The 20,592-nt window shown below is 53.5% G+C and carries 20 protein-coding genes and 2 pseudogenes; 13 read left to right on the forward strand and 9 right to left on the reverse strand.

Features of this window, described 5'->3' with window-relative positions; translation table 11 throughout:
- Window positions 1-24 precede the first annotated feature (24 nt).
- Window positions 25-1,071, reverse strand: coding sequence for a DUF4238 domain-containing protein (locus tag BFQ01_RS18230; protein WP_065926354.1), 1,047 nt, complete (start codon window positions 1,069-1,071; stop codon window positions 25-27).
- A gap of 570 nt (window positions 1,072-1,641) precedes the next feature.
- Complete coding sequence (locus BFQ01_RS18235; protein WP_065926355.1) at window positions 1,642-2,496, reverse strand: toll/interleukin-1 receptor domain-containing protein; 855 nt, start codon at window positions 2,494-2,496, stop codon at window positions 1,642-1,644.
- 456 nt (window positions 2,497-2,952) lie between these two features.
- On the opposite strand from BFQ01_RS18235, the gene BFQ01_RS18240 reads away from it, so the two are divergent.
- Window positions 2,953-3,966, forward strand: a complete 1,014-nt coding sequence (locus BFQ01_RS18240) for a hypothetical protein (protein ID WP_141691292.1) — start codon at window positions 2,953-2,955, stop codon at window positions 3,964-3,966.
- A 952-nt stretch (window positions 3,967-4,918) separates the two neighbouring features.
- Here BFQ01_RS18240 and BFQ01_RS18250 read toward each other — a convergent pair.
- Window positions 4,919-5,404, reverse strand: coding sequence for a hypothetical protein (locus BFQ01_RS18250; protein ID WP_065926357.1), 486 nt, complete (start codon window positions 5,402-5,404; stop codon window positions 4,919-4,921).
- A gap of 384 nt (window positions 5,405-5,788) precedes the next feature.
- Between BFQ01_RS18250 and BFQ01_RS18255 the strand changes: the two genes are divergently transcribed.
- On the forward strand, window positions 5,789-6,250 hold the full coding sequence (locus BFQ01_RS18255; RefSeq protein WP_065926358.1) for a hypothetical protein: 462 nt from the start codon (window positions 5,789-5,791) through the stop codon (window positions 6,248-6,250).
- Between the two features lie 211 nt (window positions 6,251-6,461).
- Window positions 6,462-6,836 carry a hypothetical protein gene (locus BFQ01_RS18260; protein ID WP_141691293.1) on the forward strand — a complete coding sequence of 125 codons (375 nt, stop codon included), beginning with the start codon at window positions 6,462-6,464 and terminating at the stop codon, window positions 6,834-6,836.
- Window positions 6,837-7,401: 565 nt separating this feature from the next.
- Here the strand turns inward: BFQ01_RS18260 and BFQ01_RS18265 are convergent.
- The 3 genes from BFQ01_RS18265 to BFQ01_RS18275 all read right to left on the reverse strand — a co-directional run bounded on the left by BFQ01_RS18265 (window position 7,402) and on the right by BFQ01_RS18275 (window position 11,018).
- Window positions 7,402-9,585: an AAA family ATPase gene (locus BFQ01_RS18265; RefSeq protein ID WP_065926360.1), complete on the reverse strand. Its 2,184-nt coding sequence runs from the start codon at window positions 9,583-9,585 to the stop codon at window positions 7,402-7,404.
- 335 nt (window positions 9,586-9,920) lie between these two features.
- Window positions 9,921-10,187 (reverse strand): MbcA/ParS/Xre antitoxin family protein, encoded by a 267-nt coding sequence (locus tag BFQ01_RS18270; RefSeq protein WP_256097759.1) that lies wholly within the window; start codon window positions 10,185-10,187, stop codon window positions 9,921-9,923.
- Window positions 10,188-10,442: 255 nt separating this feature from the next.
- Entirely contained in the window at window positions 10,443-11,018 is a 576-nt protein-coding gene (locus BFQ01_RS18275) for a DUF6037 family protein (RefSeq protein ID WP_065926361.1), read from the reverse strand.
- A 225-nt stretch (window positions 11,019-11,243) separates the two neighbouring features.
- Here BFQ01_RS18275 and BFQ01_RS18280 point away from each other — a divergent pair, with 225 nt between their 5' ends.
- The 7 genes and pseudogenes from BFQ01_RS18280 to BFQ01_RS33395 all read left to right on the forward strand — a co-directional run.
- On the forward strand, window positions 11,244-11,783 hold the full coding sequence (locus tag BFQ01_RS18280; RefSeq protein WP_083244905.1) for an AAA family ATPase: 540 nt from the start codon (window positions 11,244-11,246) through the stop codon (window positions 11,781-11,783).
- 3 nt (window positions 11,784-11,786) lie between these two features.
- Window positions 11,787-13,460, forward strand: a complete 1,674-nt coding sequence (locus BFQ01_RS18285) for an adenylosuccinate synthetase (RefSeq protein ID WP_065926363.1) — start codon at window positions 11,787-11,789, stop codon at window positions 13,458-13,460.
- Between the two features lie 3 nt (window positions 13,461-13,463).
- Window positions 13,464-14,114 carry a DUF7002 family protein gene (locus tag BFQ01_RS18290; protein WP_065926364.1) on the forward strand — a complete coding sequence of 217 codons (651 nt, stop codon included), beginning with the start codon at window positions 13,464-13,466 and terminating at the stop codon, window positions 14,112-14,114.
- A gap of 122 nt (window positions 14,115-14,236) precedes the next feature.
- Window positions 14,237-14,395, forward strand: a complete 159-nt coding sequence (locus tag BFQ01_RS33390) for an NUDIX domain-containing protein (RefSeq protein ID WP_083244906.1) — start codon at window positions 14,237-14,239, stop codon at window positions 14,393-14,395.
- Between the two features lie 3 nt (window positions 14,396-14,398).
- Window positions 14,399-15,196 carry an NYN domain-containing protein gene (locus BFQ01_RS18295; RefSeq protein WP_065926365.1) on the forward strand — a complete coding sequence of 266 codons (798 nt, stop codon included), beginning with the start codon at window positions 14,399-14,401 and terminating at the stop codon, window positions 15,194-15,196.
- Window positions 15,197-15,478: 282 nt separating this feature from the next.
- Complete coding sequence (locus BFQ01_RS18300) at window positions 15,479-15,688, forward strand: hypothetical protein (protein WP_065926366.1); 210 nt, start codon at window positions 15,479-15,481, stop codon at window positions 15,686-15,688.
- Between the two features lie 50 nt (window positions 15,689-15,738).
- Window positions 15,739-15,931: pseudogene (locus BFQ01_RS33395) on the forward strand (hypothetical protein); the annotation flags it as partial.
- 161 nt (window positions 15,932-16,092) lie between these two features.
- Here the strand turns inward: BFQ01_RS33395 and BFQ01_RS33400 are convergent.
- Window positions 16,093-16,530: a methyl-accepting chemotaxis protein gene (locus BFQ01_RS33400; protein ID WP_370671267.1), complete on the reverse strand. Its 438-nt coding sequence runs from the start codon at window positions 16,528-16,530 to the stop codon at window positions 16,093-16,095.
- A 105-nt stretch (window positions 16,531-16,635) separates the two neighbouring features.
- Window positions 16,636-17,406 (reverse strand): annotated as a pseudogene (locus tag BFQ01_RS33405) (PAS domain-containing protein); the annotation flags it as partial.
- Window positions 17,407-17,677: 271 nt separating this feature from the next.
- Here BFQ01_RS33405 and BFQ01_RS31695 point away from each other — a divergent pair.
- Genes BFQ01_RS31695 through BFQ01_RS31700 form a run of 3 tightly spaced genes read left to right on the forward strand, consistent with a single transcriptional unit; the run spans window position 17,678 to window position 19,861 of the window.
- Window positions 17,678-18,145, forward strand: a complete 468-nt coding sequence (locus BFQ01_RS31695) for a thiol-disulfide oxidoreductase DCC family protein (protein ID WP_083244907.1) — start codon at window positions 17,678-17,680, stop codon at window positions 18,143-18,145.
- Window positions 18,138-19,676: a cryptochrome/photolyase family protein gene (locus BFQ01_RS18310; RefSeq protein ID WP_065926373.1), complete on the forward strand. Its 1,539-nt coding sequence runs from the start codon at window positions 18,138-18,140 to the stop codon at window positions 19,674-19,676. Before BFQ01_RS31695 ends, BFQ01_RS18310 begins: the two co-directional genes overlap by 8 nt.
- Complete coding sequence (locus BFQ01_RS31700) at window positions 19,673-19,861, forward strand: DUF2256 domain-containing protein (RefSeq protein WP_083244908.1); 189 nt, start codon at window positions 19,673-19,675, stop codon at window positions 19,859-19,861. Before BFQ01_RS18310 ends, BFQ01_RS31700 begins: the two co-directional genes overlap by 4 nt.
- On the opposite strand, the gene BFQ01_RS18315 is transcribed toward BFQ01_RS31700, so the two are convergent.
- Window positions 19,850-20,212 carry a histone-like nucleoid-structuring protein, MvaT/MvaU family gene (locus BFQ01_RS18315; protein WP_065926368.1) on the reverse strand — a complete coding sequence of 121 codons (363 nt, stop codon included), beginning with the start codon at window positions 20,210-20,212 and terminating at the stop codon, window positions 19,850-19,852. The two genes, BFQ01_RS31700 and BFQ01_RS18315, sit on opposite strands and share 12 nt — an antisense overlap.
- Window positions 20,213-20,592 lie beyond the last annotated feature (380 nt).

Genomic DNA, 20,592 nt, shown 5'->3' on the forward strand with positions numbered 1-20,592 from the left:
AAAGCGACCATTTGTCGCTGCACCTCAGGGCTCTCCTAGCAAGAGGTTCTGGATGACCTCATCCATCATGCTATTCACCTCAGCCCCTGATACCCATTGAGCATTCGAACCGATCTGGTGCCTCAGGTCGGCTAGGTGCGGCTTGTCTTGACTCGCGATGAAGTAGTCCATGGAGCAGCGAGCAATCTCAAGCGGCATGTCATAGATGGGGGGGCCCTTATAATCAACAGCGGTACCCATGAGGTACAGATTGGATGCGAGAGGGAGAATGACGTGAATCAGCTCGTCGACTTTGTCGAGAAACGGGCGGAAAGCTCTCTCCCCCGTCACATGGAAAAGCACGATTGAATCGCCCAGAGGAAGATCTCCAGGTGCGTAGGTCTCCAGGCTATAGCTCAATGGCTTGAAGCGATCAGCTCGCTTTTCAGGGGACACCGAATCGGACATGACCCGGACATGACTCTGTTTCACTGCACGCGCGATCATGTCTTTGGTGCCAGGCAGCAGCGCCGTGATATGCGTTGCTGCTCCTCGAACCAGCACGTCAATAAACTCACCTGAAAGCAGATCTGGGCGCTGCGCCAGTAGCTGCTTGATCTGATCAGCGTTTGCCATTTCTCCGATGGCTTGAGCGAAAGCTGGAGAATCCAAGGTCAGATGGGGCCTTAGCAATTGGGCGAGCACCTCCGGATCAGCCATGCGCTGAAGGATGTACTCTACGCAGGCATCACTAGCGGACGCCATGTTCTGTCGAACGTGTCGGCTGCGGATCTCAAAGTGAGCTAGCAGATCCGGTAGCTCGCGGATGCCCACATCATCCAGCTCTCCTCGTCGAAGCCGGTCAATTAAAGGTGAAAACACCTTCTCTTCGACTAAGGTAATTTTGTCATCGAGATCCGGCTCGGTTTCTACCGCATAGAAATGCCCTTCCATCCCAATCGTTTTGTGATTGGTTGGTCTAGCCTCTCTTCGCCGGTCATACATCCAGCTGTGAACCTCTTTACCATTGCTTGGGATTCTGAAACCCTTTTGCAAAAAACGCGGTATGAAATGCTGTTTAACACCCGCCATGACCATTCCTTTAGATCCGCTTACGCACAGTCAAATAGCAGAACCCACTTCCTTTCGAACTCATATAGCGATAAAAACTCTGTTCATCAGGTGGCCTCTCCTACGCAAGTCATCAGGACGGGCTCAGAGGTTGTCTCCGGTCGAGCCTCATTATCTTCTGTGGGTGTCTTCTTGCTCACGAACCCACCGCACAGTGCCGATGGCCATGAACTGCTTGATTCCTGGCGAACCTCGATGGCGTCGTAGCCGGCTTGCCTCGGCGGATGAAGACGAAGATTCAGCTTCGTGGCGGCTTCGTATTCGGCCACTTCACCCGTGATACCCAAGGGTTTACCGGTGAGGTCATAGTATCTGCGGGCAAGCACCTTGGCCTCCCCCAGTACCTCAAGGATTTCTACCTGAGAAGGCTCGCTATCAGAGGCGGTGGGTGAAACGGTTGATGGCCTCACCGAGGCGCTCCCTGCGCTCGACAAACTACTGCCCCTCCTCCCGCCCTTCCCAAGTCTGAGGCGATAGCCTGGCCAGCCTCCTTCAACAAGACGCGTCTTGTAGCCGATAGTCGCAGCCTGATCAGGAGCCCAATAGCTCTGGCTTCTCCAGCGCCTTACGCAGCCTGAAGAAGTTCTCAGCAATATCTGAAGCGCTATACAAGCTATCGAGGGCACCGGTTCCGCGCTCGCGGGCACCTGCGAACCAGTTTCTCAATTCGCCACCATCAACCTTGGGCAAATGCTTGTTGAAAGCCTTGAAGGACAGCAATGCCTCACTACTCGCGATGGCTTTGAAATGACGCTGCTCTTCGATCGACACGGAGTCCATGGTGATCTGGTGTCGAAGAGGAACCCGGGTACGAGCAGTCGCGCTAAACTGGAGCTCGGAATAGATCCATGGGGAAAACGTCTGATCCACTCCCGCGAAGTTAGTCATGGGTACCGAGTTACTGGTGTTCAGGAACACAAAAAGCTCTGACCGATCGATCATCGCCTGAAGTGCGCCCGCGAGCATCATATGAACGCCGGCAGCCAGGTCAGTCGCTTTTCTATAGTCGTAGACGACCCCACCCGCGGGCTTTCTCTTAGGCTCAGCATACACCTCGTTGAGGGCGTCAAGCAGTTTAGGGAAATAGTCCCATACACAAGAGTCTACGAACACATTCAGCCCTTTGTCCTGCAGGGCAACAGCCAGCTCGATCGCCTGGTCAGCGTCCCGATGCGAATGTGACAGGAACACATGGGCCCTCTTAGTCGGGAACAGATGGTCAGCCAGCTGTCCGGCGTCAATGACATCCTTGCCCTGGAATTTGCCCACCATGTATTCCGATAGCCTGTCGAAGGTGCCTTTTGCCTGTTCTTCCAACGCATCGGTTTCATAGGAATGAACCTCGCGCAGGGGCTGGTAATCGTTCAGCTCGAAACCTATGTACATCGATCTTCCTTACTCGAATACCCAACGGTTTCCACCGGCGCGACACGGATTTTTTCCCCGTCCCTTGGAGGTGGCGTTTCCTGCGTGCAGGATTCTAGCACCCCATGGTATCAATTTGCCTTCCATGCTGAACACTCTCCGTGCTCCGTCCGAAGCGCGACGAGGCGAAAAGGACAAGCTTGAACGAAGTCAGTGGCGCTGCTCCCCTCTCTCGCCCAGGCTGCACCCGCTAAAAACGCAAAAATGGTTGTTTTTTAGGCTGCTCAAGCGCTGAAAGCCGACAGGTTGAGTCAGACCGAGACTGCTCTGGTGCTCAACCTGTGCACATCAACCGTTGCCCGCAACTGACATCGCTACGGAAAGTAGCCATCCTGCGAAGCGAGGATACACGCTTGCGTTGTAGCTCAACGCCGCCGGTAGTGGCATTATGAAATTGAGACCTCACAGAGGTATCCGATGGAGCGTTCTATCCCCGCGATCGATGCATGGAATTGCCAGGGTCAACGAATGGAATTGATCATGCTCATTAAAACACCATTTGATTTTGATGCACCGTTGATCTCAATTCGCGATAAGTTGCTTATCAAGGATGTAAGCCCCCAAATTTTCAATGCACAGGATCCTAGCCTTACATCAGAGGCGAAAGAAGCGTTACTCGAACTCCAATTCAGAAACATCACCTTCAGAGATGCAATTGCAAGTGGAAATGCCACTATAAATGGTAAGTACTGGCAATTATCCACGAGACGTCCTATTGAGTCGTTCAAGGGGTTGGTCATGGAGGCGGCGCTCTGTAGGGAATGTGGCGACAACCCATTTACGATAGGTCGCCGCACTTTTGCTTGGTGCACAGGACGGCTTATAGGGGAAGTAAGCAACAAACAGACCAGTGAGCACATCCCCTTCATCACCGCTAACAAAAAACTCCAGGACAATCCGTTAACAGCCAGATTCTACGATCCTGCAAGCCCCTATGACATGCACTTTTACAGAATCAATGACCAAGGTAACGCTGAGCTGGCCACAGAGGTTGGTGACTATAAAGGTGTAGTGGCTGGCATCCAAGTCAAGGCTATCCAGGGCAATGAAAAGTCGGAAATTATCCAGAAGCTAATTAAAGGTCGCTATACGCGAGTCGTGACCATGCTTCGCCACAAGAGCGGTGAGCATAGTTACGAGGTCTGTGTGCGCCTTCTTAATAAGATGCAAAAGGACGGTGAAATCACAGCGGAGCAGGCGCTGAACATTATTTCCAGATTGACTTACCCTGAGTTTCTAGGCCTAGAACAGCATAAATTTGACAGCTACAGTGAATGGATAAACCTGGCATATGGGAGGTTTGAGCGCTGGGAAGAAGACCTGTTTTCAGTCGAGGCTATTGGCCTCGAAGTGGCGATGATTAGATCCGGAGCTAGTGGAATTGTCATGCCAGACACACCCCAGCTTATACTTCCACCATCAGTCCACTAGACACTGTAAAAAGCCTTAGTACTTTTTCATGCTGTATTAAAAATGGCATCCACGCCGGCATCAGCGACCCTGCTGCACCTCCCGAGCAACATACACTGCTCAGAGCCGGCGTGAGCATCTATGAAGCCAGCCTTCATCCAAACATCGCACTCTGCTGGCAACCAAGCGTAAGCGTCCGGCCAACTCACCTTCCTGCCGGCGCAGCGTGCAAGTGAGATTGACCAACTGCTGCCGCATCAGTGGATGCGTGCCTGATGTGCGCAAGGTAAATTCCCTTTCAGTTTCGGCAGGCCGTGTACGTTCAAGATGGTTTAGAAGAAAGGATACTTATGGATATGGATAATGCTTTAGAGATAGAACTGGGCGATGAGAAAGTCATCGGACATTGCGACGGATGTGGTCACGAAACTAGAACCTTTCGCGGGTTCGTTAATGACCAAGAAGGTGCATACGCAGTTTACCTATGCACCTACACAGCGTCTCATCCCGAGTTCGGCGCTGACATGGCCGTAAGCATAGGAGGCTGGGGGACGGGCAATGATCCATCTCTCAAACAATGCGTTGCACTGGAGTGGCGTCAGAGTGAAACCGGGCCAGGCTGTCGAGTAATAGATGCTTCTAACTCCCGGTGGGGCGGTATTAACTTCCTTGGAAGTATGCTGAGTAGGGAGCAAGCCATTAACTCCTCTAAGGCGTTAGAGGCGTTTGCAATTACCGATGTGGTTTGGCACAGAGACAAGCGTTTGGCGGCAGCGCTGGCCTAGGGCGGGGCGAAAAGGTTTGATTTGGCTATACATCGTCGCGCTGAAAGCTCTACTCCAGCAGAGCTAGACACGTCTTCGCAAGCGCTCGGCGAGCGTGTTGACCAGACTATTAGTAGCAATCCGGGGGGAGGGCGAAGTATGTTATGCAACCGCCTTCACAAGAGTTGAAAGTCTTTTTCAGAGCGTCCTTAGGTCAAATAGAAAGCAAGTACACGCTCATACATTGCTGCGTCCTGAGTGATCAGTAAAAGGCTAGGACAGGCGCCAAGCAGAGCGTGCGTTGGTTGCAAATCTTCAATTTGTGACCAGAACTCGTAGACCTTATCGCTCTCTCCGAAAGGTTCAAATGCAATAGCGCTACTAAATTTGGCTAACCTCGCCCTATCAGGTAAGCGCTCAAAGACATACCACTCATCAAAGCCCGGCGTCGGCAACTGACCGACATCCGTAATCATAGGACTGATAGCCAAGTCACCTACTCGTTGCCACCCGCTAGCGATCTCAGCAGCGCTAAGGTCATAGCGCCCGCTATCCGACCACGCGATTGCCACATAACGGCCCAGTACGAGCTGAGGAAGCTGGTGAATGACGTCGCCCAGGTTAACGTCGCATCCATTGTTCCAGTCGAGAGCGCTGTAGCCGGCGCGCGCCCCCGTGTGCAGTTCGGCTGTCATATATAATCCTTTAAGTATCAGCGATGGAGTAGGTGCGACGGCCTGTCGTTTGGCATGATATATGGTCTTTAGCGATCCCCACACCGTAAGCTTACGGGGAAAACTCTTGCACAGGTCAGCACGGCATCCATTGAAAGGGCAAGGTGACTTCGCCAGACGCTTACTCTTGAGCAACCTCCGACACTGGTACTGAGGGCTGTCTCACAAAGAGGGAAATGTCGCTCTAACAACGTGTTGAGTGCGCCGCTTTTCTTGCAGGTGGATACCAAATGCACTAATGGACACCAAATGCATCCACTTGAGTTGCATCGAGCCCAGGCAAAACCGGAAGCTTGAGTGAGTTCAGGCCCCTCAGGCCAGGACAGCCCACGCACAGGAGTTGCCGTGACCCGCCTACGTTTGATCCCTATTCAACTGAACTACTATCCACACACGAATGAAGTGCTGTTCGCGATTGCCCTATGGCCAGTGTTGTTCGCGGTTGGCTGCTGGCAAACGCCACAAATCGCCCAGTTTCTGAACACTCAGGGGCTTGAGATCAGCACGCTGCAGGTCTTTCTGGCAGGCTTTGGGGCCTACCTGTTTTTGCTCAGCAAGCACTCGGTATTCAACCGCCGCTATTTCAAGCGTCACGCAGTCGATATTGCCTGGCATAACCGGCTGTGCGAGGTTGAGCAGGAGATGGTTGCCGCAGGCCAGCCCGGTACAGATATGCACAGGGCTGTGATGAGCGAGATAGCGCAGCTTCGCAAGCAACTGGGTTTCCTAGTCGACACGGACAACTTCTACCGCAGGCTGAAAATCTTGATCGATGTGATGAGTTGGCTCCGCAGCAAGCTCAAGTAAATCAGCCATCTCGTGCAAAACACAGTCCGGGTTCGCATCGCTGAACTCGGACTCTACCGTACCTGACCAAGAAGTTGGAATACGCACCATGACAACCGAGCTAAACACTCACAGCATCAGAGGACTCACCCGTCTCGCATTACCTGCTGACGATGGATACATCTACCGACTAGGCGTAGCGCTATATGGCTTTGCTTCGCTGAGCAGCTTCATGGCCGAAGTCGCCCACCATATGGATCCGCGTATCAATCGCACGGAGCTTCAGGCGAAAACAGGTGGAGATATCCTGAGCGGGTTCCGCAAAAGCGTTAAAAAAGCCAAGGATACGATGCCGGAGGTGGATCCTATTGGCCGGATCGCGGCTGACATGTTCCAAGCACTCAATACCAGGCGATCGGACATAGTGCATGCCTACCCCATCACCGACGAGGCCAACCAGCAAATACTGCACCGTCGGCTGGACAAGAAAAATCGATACTTCGACGTCACCAATGAACTGCTGGACGAGTTCATCAGCAAGCTTCATGAGGTGAGCCTCAAACTCTACGAAATCCGCGCTATCGTGAAGTCGGAGCTCGGCGACTGATCACCGAGAACAGGAAAACGAAGGCCGCTAGGGAATGCAACCAGCTGCCATAACCCGCCCCGACAACACCTACCGACTGCGGCGGTAGGTATGGGCTGATGTAACTGCAACATGGCAACGAAGAGACGAGAATCAAAACTGAGGGGAGGTGCAGCTACCACCTAGGTACGTTCAAATTAACGGCGCGGAAGGGATCGCATGTGCATGCACACGGTCTCCCACTGCCCGAACCGGAATCGGTTGTACTGGCGAACCAGGACAACTTTTCCATGATTGTTCATGGCGTATTCTCCATCTGATCTCAGCGGGCCGCTGATAGCCTTTACACCACGTGCAAAGCGAGCAGATGGATGACTGGCAGGAAGGAGAGTCCTTTGGTAGTAGCTGCAGGCGCAATGCTATCAGTGCAGCCAGAGCCTGGAAAGCCCAGCGGAAGGGTAAAAAACGATTCACTCCTGGCGCATTCTCAGCGAATTAGACTTTGGATTAGCCGTTGTTGTGAAAATTCCGCTGCAAGCGGCCACGCACGTCGTCCCCATCTCCCGGCTCAAGAAATAAGCGAGCGCTATCCCATCATCTTGTCGTAATGCTCCTGAAATTCTGTTCTGACAAACACTTGGCGGAAGCGCTCGACGTACACCGTCGGGTCGATCTCACCAAAATCGGTAATATTCACGGCATCAGCGTGGGATTCGCGGTTGATGTAGCGGTACAACGAGCGGAATTGTGGATCTTCATCGCTCAGATCTTCGAGCGCCTTGGCGAGCTTGTCTTGGCGGTGCACGAACGTGAAGTAGTACTCCAGGATATTTCTCATCATGTTCGGGATGACGGTGACCGATGTGCGGCCACTCAGGGCGTCCTTGATGGCCTGCCAGAAAGCCTGATAGTCGTTCTGGATCTCCTTGGGCTGCATAGCAACCACGGCGCTGTACTCGGACTTGGTGATCCGGAACAGCGCCAACTGGCCTTCCTGCTGACCACCGTTACCCCGGCCACGCCCTCCGTCTTCGTTCATGAGCTTGACCATCTCGTGAAAGAAAAACAGGTTGTGGGTCAGTATAATCACCTGCTGGAAGCGGGAGTTCGGGCTGATCACATGGCGCTTGATCAGGGAGGCAATGTCATACACGAAATTGTGGGACAAGCTTGAAATGGGATCATCAATTACGATGATGCGATCGCTGACCAACCTTTCCGCAGTCGCGTTCAGCTCACCGTTGCAGACTTCCAGAAAGTACAAAAACGAGATGAGCGTTTTCTCGCCCTCACTCAGCGTCTTGAACACACCCGCGCGTTGCTCGGGGCGCTGCAACCTGTATTGAGGAACATCTCCTTCCTCCTTGGTCAGCTCAAAACCTTTGAGTCCGAGGATGCGGAGCCAGTGGTTGATACTGTCAACCGACTGGTCGATATTCGTGATGGCGGCCCTAGACTGGGCGATGATTTCGCGCTCAGCCCTGGCCCTGACCCGCAGCGCCTCAATGTTGTCCCTGGCTTCTTGCTGAGCCAGGGCCAGCGTCTGATCCTCTTGAGCATAATGATCCAGCAACGCACTAGCTGAAGTCCTGAGCACGCCCCAGAATCGATCCTTGATCTGGGCGAGATGAGCCTGCTTGTTTTTGACCTTGAGGTTGAAGGCGTCGATTTTTTCCTGCTCGACTGCAATGCACTCATTAAACGCTTCAACCAACCCAGCGCTGGACTCTAGCTCAACTACAATCGACGGGCTTGCCATCTTTTTTTCGATAGCCTGAACGTTACGCTGAAGGGCTGCAGTTAGGTTAGCGATAGCCAGTTGAAACGAGGGTTTCTGGTAGATCGGGCTACTCAGGCGCTGCAGCGCTTGCTCGACAGCTCCGGCGTAACGGCGTTGCAGGTTCGTCAGGTCACGTATGCGCTGCTCGTAGGTTTTATCGAAGATCTTGGCAATCTCGCCATGAAAACCTTCCGGTAACGGCTGCTGACAGAAGGGGCATAAATCGCCATCGATGGGGGGTAATGAGAGCGCATGCTGAACCCAGTCGGAGTGGCCGAGCGCGTGGATGAGACCTGCCAAATAGGAGTTGTCTGTGCCCATGATGATCTCCCTGAAAATAGGGTTGGGCTCAAGCTCGGAGCTTGGGAAGCCGACAAACGAAATAGAGGGCAACTGCGCGTCCGTTGCCGCCTGAAGCTCAGTGGCCTCCGCCATCAATTCGGCAGTTGTGACGGCACCCGGTGCTTCAGGTGTAGTCTGGATCCTCTCTAGCAGACGATCCTTGGTGTTCACGCCTTGAAAGCAGTAGGCCAAGGGTGAGCCATCGAACGGTGTTTTGAGCTTCCACAGGCCGTCTTTCAATGCCTGCTTCTCAGTGTCTCGGGCCGCCTTACTCGCCTTGCCCTTGGCCATCTCCTCCTCTTGCAGGGTCGACAGCAACTTGATTTCGGCCTGCGCAGCATTCAGAGCATTCTCGGCCTCAATGTTGCCAGCGTTGAGTGTAAACACCCCAGGCTGCGCTACGTCTTCATGGAAGTTCATCTCCATGAAGGTGTGGTTGTAGACCAAAATTTCGCGTTCGGGGTCAGCAGGCGCCATGCTACAACTCTGGTAGCACGCCTCGCCTGGCGTTTGCAGGTAGTTGCCAATCGTGCTCTTACCGGTGCCATTTTGCCCGTAAAGCATGCTCACACGCTTTAGAGGGCCGATGAGGGTCGGGGCGTTAGGCGAATAGCTTGATACGCCGCGTATGAGCAGATTCTCAATCACAAGGGCTGTCCGTGGCACAGAGAGAATCCGAGATTAAGCCCTCTGCCAAAAATTGCAAAGTGCCACCACGCAACTCTTTCTGCCCCCAGAACGGCCAACACCTACCAGTCCGATACCGTTGGCGTATGCTAGGGCGCGCAAAGCGCTGCTTAGATGACTTTGCCGGACGCATACGTCGGCAGAGAACTGTCGGCCCGTGATCGCAAGCTTCAGGCCGGCCAGATCCTAGAGCCGAGGGCCAAGCGTCTAATTAGCTTGGCCTAATTGATGATTGCACCGAAAGCCAAATGCAGATGCTACAACGCTGTAGCACAGCCATTCATCTGGCGATTAAATCAGCATGCGAACCCATGATTGATTCGTTCTAGCTCTTCTATGACATGCTGATACGTTATGTCGCTCTGGGCATACTCCAGCGCACTAATGCCTTCAAATGCAGCTCTCGGATGCATCATCCACACCGCCGCCTTTACTTTGCACCCAAATACTCGCTCAGCGTGATGGCGAATCGGCTCCGCGAACTCCATGACGCTCTCCTCCTTTAAATCGGCCCAATCACCATCAGGCCACAGCGTTTGGCTGCTGTCGATGCTGGCAGTCATCCAAACAGGCTCCGCTCGATCCTATTTCACCAAGCTCTCAACAACACCAGAAAGCACTTCGAATGCTTGGGATGTGGAGCAGTGACATATCGCTGCAGAATAGTTGACCACGTCCCTCGCAGTATCATCATCTAGAACGATTGTCTCGGCGTTGATCCAACCCGTTGGCCATTAGTCGAAACGTTACTGGCACCGCAGCGAGTACAGCATCTTACTTCACAGAAAAACACGCGATAGAGGGAACATTGTGGCGCCTTAAGAGGCCTCCCAAGCCCCGCCAGTGTCGATAGCACTCCATCGCGATGACGCATTTCGCTCTCTACTGTGCTGCGCGGCCTCAGGCCCGAGTAGTAAAAGCGTCTTATGCTGGTTCTCCTCACTTGGGTGTCGACCGCTGTCCTCCTTCCAATAGATCCATGCATTGAAATACGGTTTCTCACGATCCTCTATGATATCGGGACGCAAGCGGACAATTTCTGAAGGTTTGGGGTTGGCTCGGACGGTCGCCTGAGTCGGAATGGCCTGGTTCAGTTGCTCTAGGAAATCCTTGGGTTTCAACCGCTCACCACTCGTCCCGTCCGACCTGAGTACCGCAACCAGGTCGCCATACATATCACCAAAGTAGTCCCTGATTCTGTAGCCGTTGAACACCTCGAAACGGAAGAAACCCCTAGTTTCGCCACGGGCGGTAAGCGTCAGTACGAAGGGGGTGTCACGGGTCGAGAATAGACAATCGAAGCTCACGGCGCCCGTGGTGACCAAGAACTGCTGCATGTCGCTGTCGATTGAAATCATGCTGCGGTGAAGCAGCCTGAGAGAAGTCATTTCCATCCAGCCTCATCCCTTAAAAATCTTGACTAGGCATCATGGCAAGGTCAAATAGGATGCACAATCAAAATGCCATCACGAGTCTTTTAGTTATCATCGGATCAGTTCCATTTATTGCGCACTCAGCAAACTTATGCCTGACTATGATCCACGAAATCCCGGCCAAATTTGCCAACTGAGCTACGCTTCATCGCTATATTGGTTTCGCTAGACAGGGATCGTCAAAACGTGAAGCGACTACTTCTCTTAAGTGGCCCAATGGCCAGTGGCAAGACGTCGGTTTCCTCTGCGCTCCAAGAGTTTTATGGTTTTGTTCCGATAAGCAGCGGCTCCTTTCTACGTGCGCACCTAGTTTCAAAGGGCGAGCCACTTGATCGTCATAACCTCCAAGAACTCGGCGATTCTTTCGACAAGGCCACCGATTTCTCCTGGCTCATAGAATCCGTGGCAAACCCAACCATTCAAACTCGGCCAGACGTCGAAAACTGGCTACTGGATGCCGTCCGCAAGCCCCGGCAGGTTGAATTGTTCAGACTCCGTTTCGGCGAGGCGGTAAAGCACGTGCACATCATCGCGCCCGAGTCTCTCCTGGAGCGGAGGTACGCTAAGCGTAGTGCAACAGCCCTGAACGAATATAGAAACGATGTGTTGCATCCAAACGAGCAGAGCGCCCGCTCGCTCTCAGGTTTTGCGGACAAAATTCTCGAAACGGACAGGTACACCCCGTCTCAAATTGCGGATGAAATAATGGGAATCTGGGAGATGTAGCGCATGGAAACTCGGCAGATCGTAGTGATCAGTGGCAAGACCTGTAGCGGCAAGAGTGGATTGGCCAGCTTGTTGGTGAAGGAGTTCGGCTTCGCCGTGGTTTACGATCGTCGAGACACTGATGATCCCGAGTGGCGCCTTGGCATGGCGCAACCCGACATGCTTGATCGTCGTGATGGAGCAAGAGACGTTGACCAATGGATGCTCCGGGAAACCCAGGCAGTATGCGGGCAGGAGAATGATGACCGACCGCTAGTCGTGGATCACCTGAATACGCTGGCGCAGGTACTACAGTTTCGACAGGTCTTCGGAGCAAACCTTGTGCATGTGCACCTCTACGCAAGCGACCCTACGCTCCAAGGACGCTATGCAGAGCGAATAGAGGGCCAAACCAATCCTTTGCCTTATGACGAGGTTAATCAGCTCAGGGATCAGGCAGAGATCCAGGCGCTGAAAGATGATGCCGACGTCCGTGTTTACACCGAACGCTCGGACTCAAATGACACACTCGTGCGGGTTGCCGCCCGTTTGCATCTGTATACACCGCCTGAAATCAGATGCGTAGATGTGCTAATCGGCGGGCAGTACGGCAGCGAGGGTAAGGGCAACATCGTCGCCTACCTTGCGCGCGAGTACGACGTAATGATTCGTGTCGGTGGGCCCAATGCCGGACACACAGTAGCCAGCTCTGCCGGCCCCTACACTTACCACCATCTGCCTTCTGGGTCGCGGGACGTAACGGCGCGACTACTTCTCGGCCCTGGCATGACGATTCATTTGTCAGGGCTTTTGAAGGAAATCGAGGAGTGCGGTATCGACGAAGATCGACTTTTCATTGATCCCCAGGCCACCATCATCGAGGAGGAAGATATCGGGACAGAGAGGAGTGGGCATCTGGTTTCAACCATTGCATCCACAGGAAGCGGAAGTGGAGCAGCCGCTGCTCGACGTATTTTGAGCAGGGGCAGAGATATTCGGCTCGCAAGAGATGTAGAAGAGCTCCGCCCGTACGTCGGCACTCCTGGCAACTATCACGGCTGCACTTCTGACCGCTTGGAAGAAGCCTACCGCAACGGTCATTCCATTTTGTTGGAGGGAACTCAGGGCAGCGGGCTGAGTATCTTTCACGGAGATTATCCTCACGTGACGTCCAGAGATACGAACGTTGCAGGATGCCTGGCTGAGGCAGGAATATCGCCGAGTAGGATCCGCAAAATTCTGATGGTCATTCGCCCGATGCCAATTCGTGTAGGCGACCCAGATGGTGAGGATGGGCATACTTCCGGGACGCTTAAACATGCGACGAGCTTTGATGACATCGCAGCTTTCGCAGGCCTTGAAGCCAAGGCTTTGAACGCCGCAGAGAAAACCTCCACCACCAAGCGCAGCCGGCGGGTAGGATGGTTCGAATGGGATCAGTTCCGAAGAGCATGCGCCCTCAACGCTCCGACAGACATAGTCCTGACGTTTGCCGATTACTTGAAGTCATCCAATAGCAAGGCGCGCAGGTTCGAGCAGCTTGATCCGGACACAATCAAATTTGTCGAGGAGCTGGAGCGCGTTTCTCAGGCGCCTGTCTCGCTTATCAATACCCGATTTTCCAGAGACCCCGGCGCTAGCGATCTACGCTCTCTGATCGATCGACGCAACTGGACTGCACGTTCGGACAGGAGATAACACATGGATCTGGAAAAGCTGATAGAGCTTTACCCTCGCATTTATCACATGGCCGAACGCGGAGCCTGGGACAGCATTCGCACACGCGGACTGATGAGTACCACGGCGGTTCTGGATCACTTGGCAGTGGCAGATGGTGAACGCGCTCGATATGAGAGTGAGCATCGCGGGCAGAAAATGGATGTGAAGTCAGGCGACCCCTCCAGTATTGTACTGCGTGATCAGAAACCCATGCCTGAAGGCCGGTTGATTACAGCACTCACGGGCGGTACGACACCACGTCAATGGTATGAGTTGATCAACGGCAAAGTCTTCTTCTGGGCCGAGGAGCAGCGCCTCCACGGCCTGCTTGGCGCTCGCGATTATCGCAAGCTCGAACATGATGTCCTTACCCTCGACTCGTCGACCTTCATCCCGGCCTATGCCGACGCCATCTGGCTGTGTCACATGAACTCGGGCAATACTTGGCCCATGCCGCACCGTCGCGGCACGGAGATCTTCTGTAAAATCGTGGACTATCCTGTTACGCGCACGGGCAAGCCTAAGAAGAAGGTTGTCGAGCTAGTTGTCGATTATGCCGTTCCTAACATTGCCGACTATGTACTGGAAGTTCGCAGGATGAAGGGAAACGAGGTATTGGACGTCATTGGTTAGTCGTCATCCCCGGAGCGGAGCAGGATAACGAAAAAGCGCTTAGCGGCGCGTTTATTGATAATCAGCCCAAACAATCGACTGCTGCTTTTTAAAATTCGGTTTCAGGCAGTGCTCTGACGGGCATGACCTATTGGTCGACGCCTGGCGGAAAGCTGAAGGATGAAGATTCTTTCGAGGCAGCGGCGGTACGCGAGCGTTGCGAGGACACAGGTATTGAGGTGCCCTTCATAAGTCGTTGCATAGCGCATACGTTGGTGTGCAGTGCTTTCACTCAAGGATGATCCATGGCCACACACATACCCGCCAATGCACAGAAGCATTTGGCAGTTCTAATCGATGCTGATAATGCCCCAGCAGCAATCGTCGAAGGTTTGTTCGAAGAGATAGCCAAATTCGGTGTTGCCAGCGTCAAGCGCATCTATGGCGACTGGACTGGCCCACAGCTAGCCGGTTGGAAGAAAGTGCTGCTGGATCACTCCATCCAGCCCATCCAGCAGTTCGCCTACACCAAAGGGAAGAACGCGACCGACAGCTCATTGATCATTGATGCGATGGATCTATTGTACACCCGACGCTTTGACGGTTTCTGCTTAGTCTCCAGTGACAGCGACTTCACCCGCCTCGCCTCTCGCCTGCGTGAAGAGGGACTGACGGTATATGGGTTCGGTGAAGAGAAAACACCGAAGCCGTTCGTGGCTGCCTGCGACAAGTTCGTTTACATCGAATTGCTACGTGAGGATGCCCTTCCCCTCCCCAAAAGTGAGCTATCCGAGACATCCGCTACCAGCGCCAGCGAGCCCAGTGTAGCCACGCAGGCTGAGCCGCTTAAAAAGCCCAAAGCCCCTGTGGGATTCATCGCCAAGATCCTCGACGACATTGCTGACGAGGATGGGTGGGCCCACCTAGGCGCGCTTGGCGCGAATATCACGAAGCTGCGGCCAGATTTCGATCCCAGGACTCATGGCTACAAAAAACTGAGTGACCTTATCAAAGGCTACCCGCACGCCTTCGAGCTTCAGGCTCGTAATGCTTCCGGTGGCAGCGCTGTGATGTATGTCCGGCACAAACAGCAGAGTAAGTAATGAGTCCTTCTCAATAACCGGGCTTGGTCACCGCCAAGGCACTTTCCGAATACATCGAATCGCTGGATGGAGATCAGAAGGTATTTCGAGGTATGCACAATAGTGCACTGCTGGCCTCTAACCTTCCCTAGGAAAAAACTCGGCCTGAGGCAATCTGCACAGAGTTAGGGGGACGCGATCAATGATTTGTTCAAGGTTGATGAGCCTCTGTATTTGTCCGCGAGGCACCTAACCATTTCGTATCTTGCGCTATGCTCAGCATCCCTGAAGGAGATCACATCAATGCCTAAGGAATACTCGTTGTCGGATGTGCTGGAAAGGATGCACCAAAATCAACTCGCCCTAGAGGCAGCCCTGATGGAATTGACGCTCCACGTAGAAGCCCACGGACATGTGCATGTAGGAAACAACGTCCGTGGTGCTCTGGAGACAATCGGCGAGAACGCCGGACACATCAAGCAGGGCCTAGCCCGGCTCAAAAAACTCCCATGAGGTAGCCGCTTTTTGATTTTGATCTCAAACGCGTCTCACGCGAACACTACATAACAGGCAAAGCTGCGATCAATTTTCCACACGTGGGGAGTACAACTGGCGGTTGGCATTTTCTATCGTACTTCGACCGCGAGACCTAGGTGTCGACGATGTCGCTGGCAGGTATTTACTATCCAGACACCACCGTTTATTTGGTGACGCGGGCGTCATGACGTAACTGAACAACTAGCCAAGCGTGGTTGGTTTGTCGGATATGACTACGACTGGTAACGAGGGCCGAAGCTCAACGACAACCCTAACAAGCCCGAACCGTCGATCTCGCCAAGCATGTGTTGTTCAGTCTCACTTTGCACACACTCGACAACTCCCTAGGGGCGAACTCCAACGCAGTACGATTGAGCGTGCTAAGCCACCTGAGTCGCAAACTTACCAACCGCTTCAACAACTTTCTTGGCTCCGTCCTGAATCTCAACAATAACCTGCCCTGCCTGCGTGGCTAGCCCAAGACCTTGCTCAGCTTGGGACTTACTGTTCGCCATCTCCGCTATGGTTTGATCCACCAGCTTTTGATTTTCCAAAACAACCGATGCGATTTCCTCAGTCGCCGTGCTGGTGCGCCCGGCCAATTGTCGAACCTCATCCGCGACGACTGCAAAACCTCGGCCTTGCTCACCTGCGCGTGCAGCCTCAATCGCAGCGTTTAATGCCAAAAGGTTCGTTTGCTGAGCAATACTACTGATCGTCTGAATGATCGAACTGATTAACAGCGACTGCTTTCCAAGCGCTTCGACGCCACCCGAGGCAGCCTGCATATCCCCAGCGACTTTGCGCATGGTGTGCATAGTGTCGTTAACCACTATCGCACCACGTTGAGCAGTAACGTCAGTCTGCTGGGATATTTCAAATGCCGTTTGTGCCGCATCACTGACTTGGTGTTCACGGGCAACCTGTTCGGTAACAACCGTTGCAAACTTAACGACCTTGCGCAGTGTTCCTTCGGTGTCGTAGACCGGGTTATAGCTCGCCTCCAGCCATACCGTCTGACCCCGACTATCAACACGTTGGAATCGGCCAGCGACAAACTCACCCTTGTTCAACGTCAACCAAAAATCCCTGTATTGCTGGGAAGAAGCCTCCTCTGGCCGACAGAAAATACGATGGTGACTTCCTTGCGCTTGTCCCAGGCTGTAACCCATCGCTTTTAAAAACTGCTCATTCGCCATGAGCACATGCCCGGATAGATCGAACTCAATGACCGCCGTCGAGCGCAGTAGCGCGTCAATGAACGAGGCGTTTTCCGATGCCTTTTCCACTCTGGACGTAATGTTCGTCGCATAGCCTGCGATATGACTCAACCGGCCAGTCGCATCGGTTACGGGTTGCCAATGAGCATGAATCCAAACCAATGAGCCATCAGCATGCAGGTACCTGTATTCATCAGAGATCGATTTCCCGGCGGCGACGGCTGCCCGAAAATTGTGAAAACAGGGGAGCTTGGAAACGTACTGCGGAACAATGTCGGCCATGGCACGACCTATAAGCTGATTCTGGGTGTACCCCAAAGCCTGTGCAAAATTGTCGTTGCAGGCGGTAATTGCAAAATTAGTATCGATACTCAGCGTCAGCATTTCACGGTGTAGGCCATCACGCAGTTGGCGCAACTCCGAAAGCTCAGCTGTTTGAGCCTGGAGCTGGTTCTTGATTTTTGTATTGAACATGGGAAACCGCCTGTTGGGTGTTAAAAGGTCTATCGGCGTGATCAGCAACACGTTTAGCTATCAGACGAACGAAAAGCAGTGAGGCGACGAACGTCACCGTCAGGTTGGCAAGCTGCCGTGACCACACGTCTTAGCTCCAGCGCCAGAAGCAAACCTGAAATCCCCGATCAGGCGCCGCTTGGAACCTGATGTCGTTTCGAGGATTAGGCCCGGTTGTCATCGAAGTTTTTTGAGCATATCTTGTCTAAAAACTTATACAAGGTATCAGCAGTTGTACAAGAATGAGCGGTGGCCACTGACGCTGTATTTCGACGGCGAGTGCCCTCTTTGCGCCCGGGAGATCAATATCCTGAATGCGCGAGCAGCACCGGATCGTCTCCTGTTTGTGGACATCAGCGATCCTACCTTCGACGCAAAATCACTAGGGTTCTCGTTCGTTGAAATGCAGTCGATACTGCACGCTAGGTTGGGCGATGGAACCTGGGTCACTGGCTTAGACGCTACGCTTTGGAGCTGGCGAGCAGCGGGCCTTGGTATCTGGGCCGTGCCGTTATCATGGCGGTCGACTAGGCCACTTCTAAACCTTGGCTATCGCCTATTTTGTCGCTTGCGTCCGCATCTAACATGGCTGCCCCATCCTGATGGCAGCGTTCGGTGTCGCGATGAGGGCTGCGTAGTGCCTGTTACCAAGCGCGACCCAGGCAGCAAGACGTCGCCTGCCAGAGGTAATGATGAATAGCGCTAGCAGCCTGCGACTGATCCTAGGTGATCAGTTGTCGTTCGATCTCGCCTCACTGCAGACGGTTGATATCGGATGCGATACCGTGCTCATGGTCGAGGTGATGGAAGAAGCCAGCCATGTTCCTCATCATCCGCAAAAGATCACCCTTATTTTCAGTGCTATGCGCCACTTCGCCGAGTCTTTGCAGCACCGGGGTGTCAAGGTGCAGTACGTAAAACTCGATGACCCAAAAAACACTGGATCGGTGCCTCGCGAGTTAGAGCGGTGGCACGCACTCTTGCGACCGGATGAAATCCACATCACCGAGTGCGGCGACTGGCGCTTGGAGCAATCGATAAAGGACTGTGGTTTAGCGATAAAATGGCATTCGGATTCTCGCTTTCTCTGCTCCCGTGCCGAGTTCTCTACCTGGGCGAATGGCAAAAAGCAGCTGCGCATGGAGTTCTTCTATCGCCAGATGCGCCTTAAGAGCCGGCTATTACTCAATGGGGACGGCAGCCCGGTCGGAGGCGCATGGAACTTTGATGCGGAAAACAGAAAGGCTTTACCCAAGGGCGCAAGGTCTCCATCACCCGCGCGTTTTATTCCTGACGCAATTACTCGCGATGTACTGGCGTTGGTGGCCAAAAGATTCGCAAGCCACTACGGCACGCTCGACAAATTCGACTACCCGGTAACCCATGCCGAAGCTCAGGCCCTCTGGGATTACTTCCTCGACTGGGGCCTGGCAGCCTTCGGCGACTACCAAGACGCGATGGCCAGTAACGAGCCGTTCCTGTTTCATGCCCGAATAAGCGCCGCGCTGAATATTGGACTGCTGGATCTTCGTCAGCTGTGCAGCGATGTTGAATCGGCGTACCTGTCGGGCAGCATTGCGCTGAACGCTGCCGAAGGTTTTATTCGACAACTGATCGGCTGGCGGGAGTATGTCCGAGGCGTCTACTGGCTGAGGATGCCTGACTATGCCGACGGCAACGCATTCGGTAATTCGCGGTCGCTCCCAGAGTTCTACTGGACGGGCGACACGCAGATGAATTGCATGCGCCAAGCCATCAACCAGAGCCTTGAGCATGCCTACGCTCACCACATTCAACGTCTCATGGTGACTGGCAATTTCGCCCTGCTGGCAGGTATTGCACCGCGTCAGATATGTGAGTGGTATCTGGCGATCTACATGGACGCTTTCGATTGGGTGGAGCTGCCCAATACACTCGGTATGGTTATGCACGCAGACGGCGGATATCTAGGCTCGAAACCCTACTGCGCGAGCGGGCAGTACATCAAGCGTATGTCTGACTATTGCCGTGGCTGCGCGTACAAAGTAAGCGAAAGTACGACTGACGACGCTTGCCCTTTCAACTCGCTGTATTGGCACTTTCTGATGCGCCACGGCGACCGCCTTCGCGGCAATCAGCGCATGGCCATGATTTATAAAAACCTCGACCACATGGATGAATCCAAACAGCAGGCGCTGTGGCAACGTGGACAGTGGTTGCTCGCAGAAATGGATGAAGGCAGGGGATTTTGAAAAAGAGTGAGCTTCCAGTCAAAACCTGTACGACCTGTGGCCTACCATTTACTTGGAGAGAGAAATGGGCGCGCTGCTGGGAGGAGGTGCTCTACTGCTCAGAGCGCTGCAGGCGCACCAAAACTTTAGGCAAAAAAAGGGCCATCACTGGCCCTTATTTGCCCAATCCAAGATCACTTGCTTAACCAGGACTCGACAGTCGCTGCGCCGTGCTCAGTTTTCCATTCCTTAAGGCCGCGATGGTTCCCGCCTTTCGTTTCGATGACTTCACCGGTGTGTGGGTTCTTATAAACCTTAACCTGGCGGGCTTTACGTGTGGCCTTAGGCTCAGATACCGGAGTGCGACGACCAGCCTGTGGATCAAGTAGGTTGATCACATCTTTCAAGCTGTAGCTATATTTTGCGAGCAAATCACGCAGCTTAGTTTCGAATTCAATTTCTTTCTTGAGACCGACGTCATCCTTCAAGGCTTCAAGCGCTTGGAGCTGTTCGGCAAGATGTTTTTCAAGCTGGCGGAATTCTGCGAGTTTGGACATGGGAGCTTCCTAAGCAATTGGTACTGTCAAGTCACAATAGAATAGACACTTGAATGAAGCAGAAGTATCAATGTTTAGATTCTATAAACTGCTCGGGTACAGAACGTCGGAAAGCGCTGAGTTACCGGCGCAAGCGGAGCGCGCAGGCTGGCACAGCCGAAGGCGTGAAGGATGGACGCCCGCAGGGCCGAGATACGGCGGGACGCGGGAGCTCGGTTCGCCACAGCCTGCCCGCGCACAGCGGCTCGCCAACTGAAGTAAGTCAGTCAGATCTTGCGGCCCGACTCAGTAGCGCTAGAGAAGCCACCAACCCCACATCGGTAAACTCCCAAATTTTCCCACCAGGATAAGCAATCAAAATGGGGAGTGTATCGTAATGA

It is taken from the genome of Pseudomonas sp. 8 R 14 (assembly GCF_900005955.1).
GTDB classification, from domain to species: Bacteria; Pseudomonadota; Gammaproteobacteria; order Pseudomonadales; family Pseudomonadaceae; genus Aquipseudomonas; species Aquipseudomonas marginalis.

Coding starts and splice junctions, on each gene's coding strand:
- BFQ01_RS18230 (WP_065926354.1), bottom strand. CDS start 1,071: ATGGCGGGTGTTAAACAGCATTTCATACCGCGTTTTTTGCAAAAGGGT.
- BFQ01_RS18235 (WP_065926355.1), bottom strand. CDS start 2,496: ATGTACATAGGTTTCGAGCTGAACGATTACCAGCCCCTGCGCGAGGTT.
- BFQ01_RS18240 (WP_141691292.1), top strand. CDS start 2,953: ATGGAGCGTTCTATCCCCGCGATCGATGCATGGAATTGCCAGGGTCAA.
- BFQ01_RS18250 (WP_065926357.1), bottom strand. CDS start 5,404: ATGACAGCCGAACTGCACACGGGGGCGCGCGCCGGCTACAGCGCTCTC.
- BFQ01_RS18260 (WP_141691293.1), top strand. CDS start 6,462: ATGGCCGAAGTCGCCCACCATATGGATCCGCGTATCAATCGCACGGAG.
- BFQ01_RS18270 (WP_256097759.1), bottom strand. CDS start 10,187: ATGACTGCCAGCATCGACAGCAGCCAAACGCTGTGGCCTGATGGTGAT.
- BFQ01_RS18275 (WP_065926361.1), bottom strand. CDS start 11,018: ATGGAAATGACTTCTCTCAGGCTGCTTCACCGCAGCATGATTTCAATC.
- BFQ01_RS18285 (WP_065926363.1), top strand. CDS start 11,787: ATGGAAACTCGGCAGATCGTAGTGATCAGTGGCAAGACCTGTAGCGGC.
- BFQ01_RS18290 (WP_065926364.1), top strand. CDS start 13,464: ATGGATCTGGAAAAGCTGATAGAGCTTTACCCTCGCATTTATCACATG.
- BFQ01_RS33390 (WP_083244906.1), top strand. CDS start 14,237: ATGACCTATTGGTCGACGCCTGGCGGAAAGCTGAAGGATGAAGATTCT.
- BFQ01_RS18295 (WP_065926365.1), top strand. CDS start 14,399: ATGGCCACACACATACCCGCCAATGCACAGAAGCATTTGGCAGTTCTA.
- BFQ01_RS18300 (WP_065926366.1), top strand. CDS start 15,479: ATGCCTAAGGAATACTCGTTGTCGGATGTGCTGGAAAGGATGCACCAA.
- BFQ01_RS33400 (WP_370671267.1), bottom strand. CDS start 16,530: ATGCACACCATGCGCAAAGTCGCTGGGGATATGCAGGCTGCCTCGGGT.
- BFQ01_RS18310 (WP_065926373.1), top strand. CDS start 18,138: ATGAATAGCGCTAGCAGCCTGCGACTGATCCTAGGTGATCAGTTGTCG.
- BFQ01_RS18315 (WP_065926368.1), bottom strand. CDS start 20,212: ATGTCCAAACTCGCAGAATTCCGCCAGCTTGAAAAACATCTTGCCGAA.